The 440-nt window shown below is 51.4% G+C and carries 1 protein-coding gene; it reads left to right on the forward strand.

All coding sequences use genetic code 11. The annotated features are described in order from the left end of the window. Nucleotides 1-440, forward strand: a 440-nt coding sequence (locus B3180_RS14785; RefSeq protein ID WP_286845263.1) for a UvrD-helicase domain-containing protein, incomplete at both ends; no start/stop codon positions are given.

Here is a 440-nt window from a genome sequence, read left to right on the forward strand (position 1 = left end):
AGGACACCGACCCGGTGCAGTACGAGATTTTTAACCGCATTTATAACCTGGCGGACCCGCACCCGGGTACCGGCATTTTTCTTATTGGTGACCCGAAGCAGGCCATTTACAGCTTCCGTAACGCCGATATTTACACCTATTTAAAAGCCCGGCGCGATACCGAAGGCCGGCATTATAATCTGGCACGAAACTTCCGTTCGTCGCAGGCCATGGTGGACGGCGTTAATGCTCTGTTTGAGCGCGCCGAAGAGCTGCCGCGCGGTGCTTTTCTGTTTAAAACCGAAGCAGAAAATCAGCTGCCCTTTAACCCGGTGGGTGCAAATGGGCTGAAGCGAACCTTCAAACATTGCCTGTTATCCAGCAATTTAAAAACCGCACCGGCTCTCTTGTGGTCAGTGTCCGGTGAAGAAAAACGCAATAAAAATGACTTTTTCCGGGCT

The organism is Idiomarina sp. UBA4206, from assembly GCF_002383015.1.
Classification (GTDB): domain Bacteria; phylum Pseudomonadota; class Gammaproteobacteria; order Enterobacterales; family Alteromonadaceae; genus Idiomarina; species Idiomarina abyssalis.